This window comes from Variovorax paradoxus (assembly GCF_022009635.1).
Classification (GTDB): domain Bacteria; phylum Pseudomonadota; class Gammaproteobacteria; order Burkholderiales; family Burkholderiaceae_C; genus Variovorax.
Window position 1 is genome coordinate 2,618,085 of record NZ_CP091716.1, and the last position, 7,970, is coordinate 2,626,054.

6 protein-coding genes are annotated in these 7,970 nt (G+C 66.8%); 5 read left to right on the forward strand and 1 reads right to left on the reverse strand.

Features of this window, described 5'->3' with window-relative positions; all coding sequences use genetic code 11:
* Positions 1-66: 66 nt before the first annotated feature.
* The 5 genes from L3V85_RS12220 (at position 67) to L3V85_RS12240 (ending at position 6,458) form a co-directional block, all read left to right on the forward strand.
* Positions 67-1,494 (forward strand): TolC family outer membrane protein, encoded by a 1,428-nt coding sequence (locus L3V85_RS12220; protein ID WP_237679464.1) that lies wholly within the window; start codon positions 67-69, stop codon positions 1,492-1,494.
* Positions 1,491-3,608: a type I secretion system permease/ATPase gene (locus tag L3V85_RS12225; RefSeq protein ID WP_237679465.1), complete on the forward strand. Its 2,118-nt coding sequence runs from the start codon at positions 1,491-1,493 to the stop codon at positions 3,606-3,608. The genes L3V85_RS12220 and L3V85_RS12225 overlap by 4 nt, the downstream gene beginning before the upstream one ends.
* Positions 3,595-4,893, forward strand: a complete 1,299-nt coding sequence (locus L3V85_RS12230; protein ID WP_237679466.1) for an HlyD family type I secretion periplasmic adaptor subunit — start codon at positions 3,595-3,597, stop codon at positions 4,891-4,893. The genes L3V85_RS12225 and L3V85_RS12230 overlap by 14 nt, the downstream gene beginning before the upstream one ends.
* Positions 4,894-4,959: 66 nt before the next feature.
* Positions 4,960-6,183 (forward strand): tetratricopeptide repeat protein, encoded by a 1,224-nt coding sequence (locus L3V85_RS12235; RefSeq protein ID WP_237679467.1) that lies wholly within the window; start codon positions 4,960-4,962, stop codon positions 6,181-6,183.
* Positions 6,180-6,458, forward strand: a complete 279-nt coding sequence (locus L3V85_RS12240; protein ID WP_237679468.1) for a flagellar transcriptional regulator FlhD — start codon at positions 6,180-6,182, stop codon at positions 6,456-6,458. Before L3V85_RS12235 ends, L3V85_RS12240 begins: the two co-directional genes overlap by 4 nt.
* Here the strand turns inward: L3V85_RS12240 and L3V85_RS12245 are convergent.
* Positions 6,444-7,946, reverse strand: a complete 1,503-nt coding sequence (locus L3V85_RS12245; RefSeq protein ID WP_237679469.1) for a tryptophan halogenase family protein — start codon at positions 7,944-7,946, stop codon at positions 6,444-6,446. The two genes, L3V85_RS12240 and L3V85_RS12245, sit on opposite strands and share 15 nt — an antisense overlap.
* Positions 7,947-7,970 lie beyond the last annotated feature (24 nt).

Here is a 7,970-nt window from a genome sequence, read left to right on the forward strand (position 1 = left end):
ACCCCTGGCGGGCAAGAACGACGTTGGCTTCGGCTGTGTCGATCTTGTCCGCCGGGAAACAAAAACATGAACAAGAAACTCAATCATCGACGGCTGGCGGCCGCTTGCCTGCTCGCGGCCTGCGTTCCGGCGTTTGCGCAAAGCAGCTATGGCGACCTGAAGCTGTCACGGCGGCTCGCCCCGAGCGCACTGGCCAAGGAGCTGGGCATTCAGCCCGGTCTCGCACTGCCCGAGGCAGCCGAGACCACGACACCACTGGAACTGACCGACGCCGTGCGCCAGGCGGTGGCGCGTCATCCGTCCATCTCCGATGCCATCGCCATGCTCGCGCAGCAGTCGGGCGGCGTGGATGTGGCGCGCGCCGGCTACTACCCGCTGGTGCGCGTGGGCATGGGCGCCGGCGTCAATGGCGGCGCCTCCGCCACCCAGGGGGGCGGAAAGCGCGGCGTCGCCACGGCATCCGTGTCGCAGATGCTGTACGACTTCGGCAAGGTCTCCGGTGCGGTCGGCCAGTCGGAAGCGCAGGTGCAGCGCCAGCAGGCCACGGTCCTCAAGCAGATCGATGCCATCGCCCAGCAGGCGGCCGAAGCCGTCGTCATGACGCACCGCTACCAGTCGCTCGTCGCCATCGCACAGGAGCAAGTGCAGGCGGTCGAGAAAGTGCTGGAGACCGCGAGGCTGCGCGCCGATGCCGGTCTCAGCACCAAGGCCGACCCGATCCAGGCCGAGTCGCGCGTGGACAGTGCGCGCGCCAACCTGCTGCAGGTGAAGTCGCAGCTGGCGCAGTGGCGCGAACGCCTGGGCACGCTGCTGGGTCGCTCCGTGCCCCCGCGCATGGCGCCGCTGCCGGAGCACCTGGCGAGCGAACTGCGCATCGACCTGCAGCCCGACACCAGCCTCATGCCCGAGGTGCTGGCCGCAGAGGCCGAGCGCCGCGCGGCCACCGCCCAGCTCGAAGTCGCCAAGGCCCAGCGCTACCCCACCATCAGCCTCGATGCTTCCGTCAACCGGCCCATGGGCGGCATGAATTCCGGCGTTCCGGAGCGCAGCGGCGGCTCCCACTCGGTCATGCTGAATCTCTCCAGCGTGCTCTATCAGGGCGGTGCGCTCGAAGCCCAGGTCAATACCGCCATCGCCGCCGAGCAGGCCGCGCGCATGCGCATCGAAACCGCTCGCCTCAATGCCGGCGACCAGGTACGCAACTTCCGCGAGCAGGTCATCGGCGCGCAGGCGCGCCTGGGCGTGCTGGCCGACCGGCGCCGCAGCATCGTCGAGGCGCGCGACCTTTATCGCGAGCAGTACACGCTCGGCACCCGCTCCATCCTCGATCTGCTCAATGCCGAGCAGGAGATCCACCAGGCCGCGGCCGACGAAGAGGCCGTGCTGCACGACCTCTGGGCCAGCCGCATCGGCTACATCGGCGCCACCGGCCAGGCCCGCACGTATTACGGCCTGAACAACACCACCGTCCAAGGGATCGAGTTGCTTCCATGAAGTTGTCTTCGCAGTACACGAGCTGGCTCGACGCCATGCTCTTCGTCGCCCGCCACTACGGCATCGGCGCCTCCGAGGAGAGCGTGCGCGTCTCGCTGGCCTGGGAGCGTGGCGCGCCGCTGGACACGCTGCTCGACCATATGGCGCGGCAGCTCGGCCTGACGGTGCGGCTGGGCGAGTTCTCCGATGCGATGCTCGACCCGTGGCGCCTGCCGCTGGTGGTGGAGTTCGACAACGGCGAGGTCGGCGTCGTGCGCGCCTCCGACGGCCATGGCCAACTGGGCGTGCTGCTCGGCGGCGACCACGGGCTCGAGACGGCGCTGCCGCTCGCCGAACTGCGCCTCCATGCGAAGCGCGTGGCCGTGCTGAGGCCCAACACGGCCGTGCCCGATGCGCGCGTGGACGACTACATCAAGCCCTACAAGGCCAACTGGTTCTGGGCCATCGCGCTGCGCGACTGGCGGCGCTACGGCGACATCGTGCTGGCCTCCATGTTCGCAAACGTGCTGGCGCTCGCGTCGATGATCTTCTCGATGCAGATCTACGACCGCGTGGTGCCGGCGCAGTCCGAGCCCACGCTGTGGGTGCTGTTCGGCGGCGTGATGCTGGCGGTGGTCTTCGAGTTCATGCTGCGCGTGTCTCGCACGCATATCTCCGACGTGATCGGCAAGCGCGCCGACCTCAAGGTGTCGGATGTCGTGTTCGGCCATGCGCTGCGCCTGCGCACCGACGCGCGCTCTAAATCCACGGGCTCCTTCATCGCCCAGGTGCGCGAGGTGGAGCAGGTGCGGGAGCTGCTCACTTCCACCACCATTTCCGCGGTAGCCGACTTGCCGTTCTTCCTGTTGTTCCTGGTCGTGCTCTGGCTGGTGGCCGGACCGCTCGCATTGGTGGCGCTGGCGGCGGTGCCATTGCTGGTCATTCCGGGCCTGCTCATCCAGAAGCCGCTGGCGCGGCTGGCGAGCGAAGGCATGCGCGAATCGGCATTGCGCAATGCCTTGCTGGTCGAAGCCGTCGAAGGCATCGAGGACATCAAGCTCATGCGCGCAGAACCGCGTTTCCAGAACCAGTGGAACCACGTCAACGACGTATCCGCCGGCGTGAGCATGCGGCAGCGCTTTCTCACGAGCCTGCTCATGACATGGACGCAGGAGGTGCAGACCATCGTGTATGCCGTGGTGCTGCTCGCGGGCTGCTTCCTCGTGATGCGGGGCGACATGACGACGGGTGCGCTGGTGGGCTCTTCGATCCTGGCCTCGCGCATGATCTCGCCGCTGGCGCAGTTGTCGGGCGTGTTCGCGCGTTGGCAGCAGGCCAAGGTGGCGCGCGCGGGGCTCGACCAGCTCATGCAGCGCCCGGTCGACCAGGCCGACGGCGCGCGGCTGGTGCATGCCCCCGCGCTGCATGGAAACTACGCGCTGGCGGGTGTCGAGTTTCGCTACGGCAAGGAGGACAAGAGCCCGGCGCTCACGATTGCGCAGCTGCAGATCCAGGCCGGCGACAAGGTCGCATTGCTGGGCCGCATGGGCTCCGGCAAGTCGACGCTGCTGCAACTGCTGGCCGGCCTGCAGTCACCGCAGCAGGGCCATGTGGCGCTCGATGCGCTCGACCTCTCATTGATCGACCCGGCCGACCTGCGCCGCGACATGGGGCTGCTCACGCAGAACGCACGGCTCTTCCACGGCTCCATCCGTGAGAACGTGACCATGGGTATGCCGCTGGCCACCGACGACCAGGTGTTCGAGGCCGTCGCGATGGCGGGCGCCTTGTCTTTTCTTCAATCGCGCGCCGAGGGGCTCGACGAACTGATCCACGAAGGCGGCCTGGGCCTGTCCGGCGGGCAGCGGCAGGCGCTGCTGCTGGCGCGTACGCTGATCCGCCAGCCTTCGATCGTGCTGCTCGACGAGCCGACCGCGCATTTCGACGAAGTCACCGAGCGCCATGTGATCGACTCGATGGGCGCATGGCTGGGGCCGCGCACGCTGGTGGTGGCAACGCATCGCATGCCGGTGTTGCAGTGGGTGGACCGCATCGTCGTGATCGACGGCGGCCGCATCGTGATGGACGGTTCGAAGGACCAGGTTCTTGGAAGGCTCTCCCATGGCAACGCCTGAAAAAATACGGGTGCGGGCGCCAGCCGCGGTCGGCATGGCCGTGCCGGCCGGTCTCGCGCCGGGCGCGCAGCCCCCACGTGGGAAATCTCCCGTCCAGAAGACAGGCCGCTCGAAGACAGCGCCCGCCGCCTACTATTCGCCGCCCGAGCCGCCGCTGCCGCGCGCATCGCTGCTCGTGTGGATCATCGCGGGGCTGCTGCTCGCGCTGCTGGCGTGGGCGTGGTCGTTCAAGCTCGACGAGGTGTCGACCGGCTCGGGCAAGGTGGTCCCTTCTTCCAGGGAGCAGATGATCCAATCGCTCGAAGGCGGCATCCTGGTGGACCTGAAGGTGCGCGAAGGCGACATCGTCGATGAGGGAGAGGTGCTCGCGCAACTGGACAGGACGAAGACCGAATCGACCGTGCAGGAGAGCGCTTCGCGCGTGCGTGCCGCGCTGGCGATGTCGGCGCGCCTCACGGCCGAAGTCGGCGGCACGCCGCTGGCGTTTCCGCCCGAAGTGAGCTCCGACGCCGACCTCGTGCGCACCGAGACCGCGCTCTACCAGTCGCGCCGCGAGCAGCTCGCGAGCAGTCTTTCGGGCGTGACGCAGGCGCTGTCGCTGATGCGCCGCGAGCTCGCGTTGACCGAGCCGCTGGTGGCGCGCGGCGCAGCGAGCGACGTCGAAGTGCTGCGGCTGAAGCGCCAGATCAACGAGGCCGAGACCAAGGCGGCCGACCTCAAGAGCCAGTACTACGTGAAGGCGCGCGAAGACCTCGCCAAGGCGAATGCCGAGATCGAGGCCCAGCGCTCGGTCACGCGCGGGCGCTCCGACTCGCTGACACGGTTGACCTTTGCGTCGCCGGTGCGCGGCATCGTGAAGGACATCGCGGTGACGACGGTGGGGGGCGTACTGCCGCCGGGCGGCAAGCTCATGGTGATCGTGCCGCTGGACGAAAAGCTGCTGGTGGAAGCCCGCATTTCGCCCCGCGACGTCGCCTTCATCCATCCGGGCCAGGAGGCGGCCGTGAAGGTAACGGCCTACGACTACGCCATCTTCGGCGACCTGCCCGGCAAGGTGACGACGATCTCGCCCGACACCATCCAGGACGACGTGAAGCGCGACGTGTACTACTACCGCGTCTACATCCGTACCGATGTCGACCACCTGAAGAACAAGAATGGGCAGAGCTTTCCGATCGTGCCCGGGATGATCGCCACGGTGGACATCCGCACGGGCAGCAAGTCGGTGCTGGACTATCTGCTCAAGCCGCTGAACAAGGCCGGCGAAGCCTTGCGTGAGCGCTGAGAGGCACATGTGAACAGAGTGCCTATTCCGCGCCGCGGACCCGCCGTCACCCAGCAAGCCCTGGACATGCTGGGCCAACAATTCCGCGGCGCCTTCGAACAGGGTGACTTCATGCGGGCGCTGAAATTCGCGACCCAGGCCTGGGAGGCCACCCGCAGCCCGCAGCCGCTTGCCGACGTTGCGCTGTGCCACCTGCGCCTGGGCCGATCCATGCAGGCATACGACATCTATCGCGGCGCAGCCGAATACCTGAAGACCGCGAACGTCTACGACGGCCTGGCGGAAGCGGCGGGGCAACTGGGCAAGTGGGGCGACGTGCGGGAGTACGGCACGATGTCCCTCCAGCTGAAACTGCTGGAGGCCGAACGGGAAACGCCGGCGGCCACCGCCGATTCGCCCGTGCTGCTGCGCTTCGACGAAAGAAACCGCGCGCGCAACGTCATCGCGTTCAGCCTGTTCGGCAGCGACCCGCGTTACTGCGAGATGGCGCTGCTCAACGTGCGGGCTGCGCACGAGTTCTTCCCGGCGTGGGTATGCCGTTTTTATGTGGATGGCTCGGTGCCCGCGGCGGTGTGCGAGCGCCTGGCGGCTGCTGGTGCATCGGTCATCGATGCGCATTCGGTTGGCGGCCAAGATCTGCCGGGCACGCTGTGGCGCTTTCTTGCGCTCGATGACGCCAGTGTCGACCGCGTGCAGTTCCGCGACGCCGACTCGCTTTTGTCCACGCGCGACCAGGCGGCGGTGCGCGCATGGTGCGCGTCGGACCGCGCGTTTCATGTCATGCGCGACTACCACTCGCACACCGAACTGATCCTGGCCGGCATGTGGGGCGCGTGCCGGTGTGTCTTCACGGACATGGCGGGCGATATCCGCGCGTATCTGAAGAGCCGGCCGTTCTCGTCGCGCTACGCCGACCAGCACTTCCTGCGTCATCGCGTCTGGAAGGTCGCCGCGCGCAACATGCTCGCCCACGACGAGTGGTTCGATCTGCCCGGCAACCAGCCCTTTCCGCCGCATGTGCCGATGACGGTGGACGCGCGCTATGCCCACGTGGGCGCCAACATCGGCTCGCCTTCGATGGAAGTCGCACATGTGGCGCCCGATGGCACGCCCGTCCGCTGGACGCTCCACGACGCCGGCGGCCGCGCTGTCTGCAGCTACGACGCCGTTGTCAGGAACAACAGCTACAGCGTCAGCATTCCCGTCCCTTATGCCGCAGAAATTGCGGCCGCTCGTTGGAAGGTCGTATCGCGCGGCTTTCCGTCATCTGATCTGGAGGAAATTCGATGACTCTTGAAAACCTGAGTGGTGTAGACAGCACGTTGCACAAAGAAATTGGCGACTTCAACCTGACGTACATGCTTCTGGCGCAGAAACTGGTGAAAGAGGATGGCGCGGTGGCCATGAGCCGCCTGGGCATCAGCAAAGATCTGGCGGCGCTCCTCTCCAACATGTCGTCCGCGCAGATCGTCAAGCTCGCTGAAACGAACCTGATGCTTTGCAGCTTCAGCCTGGAGAGCGCGACGCTCGCGTCCGTGAGAGACATTCACTCAACCAGGAACTGAGCTCTTTCGCAGCTCGGACACGCGAGTTGCCACGCGCCGACGGCTCACGGCCGGGAGGCTCGCCAGTTCGAAAGCGGCCGCTTCGGGTGGCACCACGCCCAACGGCGCCGCCACGAACAGCCAGTTGATGACGTGGAAGATGCCCTGCCATCCGTGCATGGCGTAGTTCTCCACGTCGATGAGCCGAGGCGTGCGTTGCTGGAAGCACTGCTTGAGCTCGGCATAGCCGGGCGGCAAGGGCAGGGCGGCCACGTCACGCCAGAAGGCGGTGTCGCGGCGTGGGCAGTCGTAATGCATGCGCAGGAAGTCGCGGATGCCTGACCAGCAGCGCGCGTTGGCTTCGTTGAAGCCTTCGATCAGGTAGCCCGACACCACGCCGTTGCTGGCGGTGACGATGCGCTCGAAATTGCGCAGCTGCTCCAGCATCTGGCCGATGGAGGTTGCCTCGAGCGGCTCCACGAAACCCGAGGCCAGCCCAATGGCCATGATGTTGCCGACCCACACCTGCTCGAAGTGGCCGGGCTCGAAGCGCAGCGTGCGCATCGGCTCGACCTTCGGGCCGATGCGGCGATGGATTTCGTCGATGACCTGGGTTTCGTCGGTGTGCGCGCTGCTGAAGACATAGCCCGCGCCGACACGCTCGACCAGTGGGATCTGCCACATCCAGCCTGCCGGCATCGCGATCGCGCGCGTAACCAGCGAAGGATTGGGCTGCGGATGCGGCATGTGAAAGGGTACGGCGCGGTCGAGCAGCAGGTGCTCGGAGAAAGAACGCCAGCGAACACCGAGCTTCTTGCCGATGCCCAGGCGCGCCAGGCCGGAAGCGTCGATCAGCAGGTCCAGGTCGATGCTTTCGCCGTTGTCGAGCCTCAGGCTGCGTGCCAGGCGCTGCTCGTCGCACACCAGTTCCTCGACCCGGGCTTGCTGGTGCACCACGCCGCGCGAGACGGCCACGCGACGCAGATAGTCCGCCAGCTTGTGGCTGTCGAAATGAAAGGACGCCGACAGTCCCGAGACCGGCCCGTGCCGGAGCATGGCCGCCGCCTCTTGCTGGGTTGCGTTCGATGCAATCTCGGCAAAGCCGGGTATGTAGCGGTGCAGCTCGATGCCCTCGTGCACCATGCCGGAGAACAGCGGATGGAAGCCGCGCTCGACCCAATCGGTTTCCGGCAGCCCGGGCCGACCGAAGAGGTGGTAATAACGGTCGTCCTCGGCGCCGGTGCGCCAGCCTTCGTAGGAAAAGCCCAGTTTGAAGGCCGCGCCGGTCTCCCGCACGAACTCGTCGAGGTCGATGCCATTGCGGCGCAGCGCGTCGACCAGATTGAGCAGGCCGCCTTCTCCCACACCGACGATGCCGATGTCTGGCGACTCGATCACCCGGATCTCGACTTGCGACGAGAACATGCGGCGCAGGGTCAGGGCTGCGAACCAGCCTGCGGTTCCGCCGCCGATGACGACGGCGCGCGAGATTCCTCGAAGATTGAGCATAGGTATATGTCTTTTCGTCGGGAC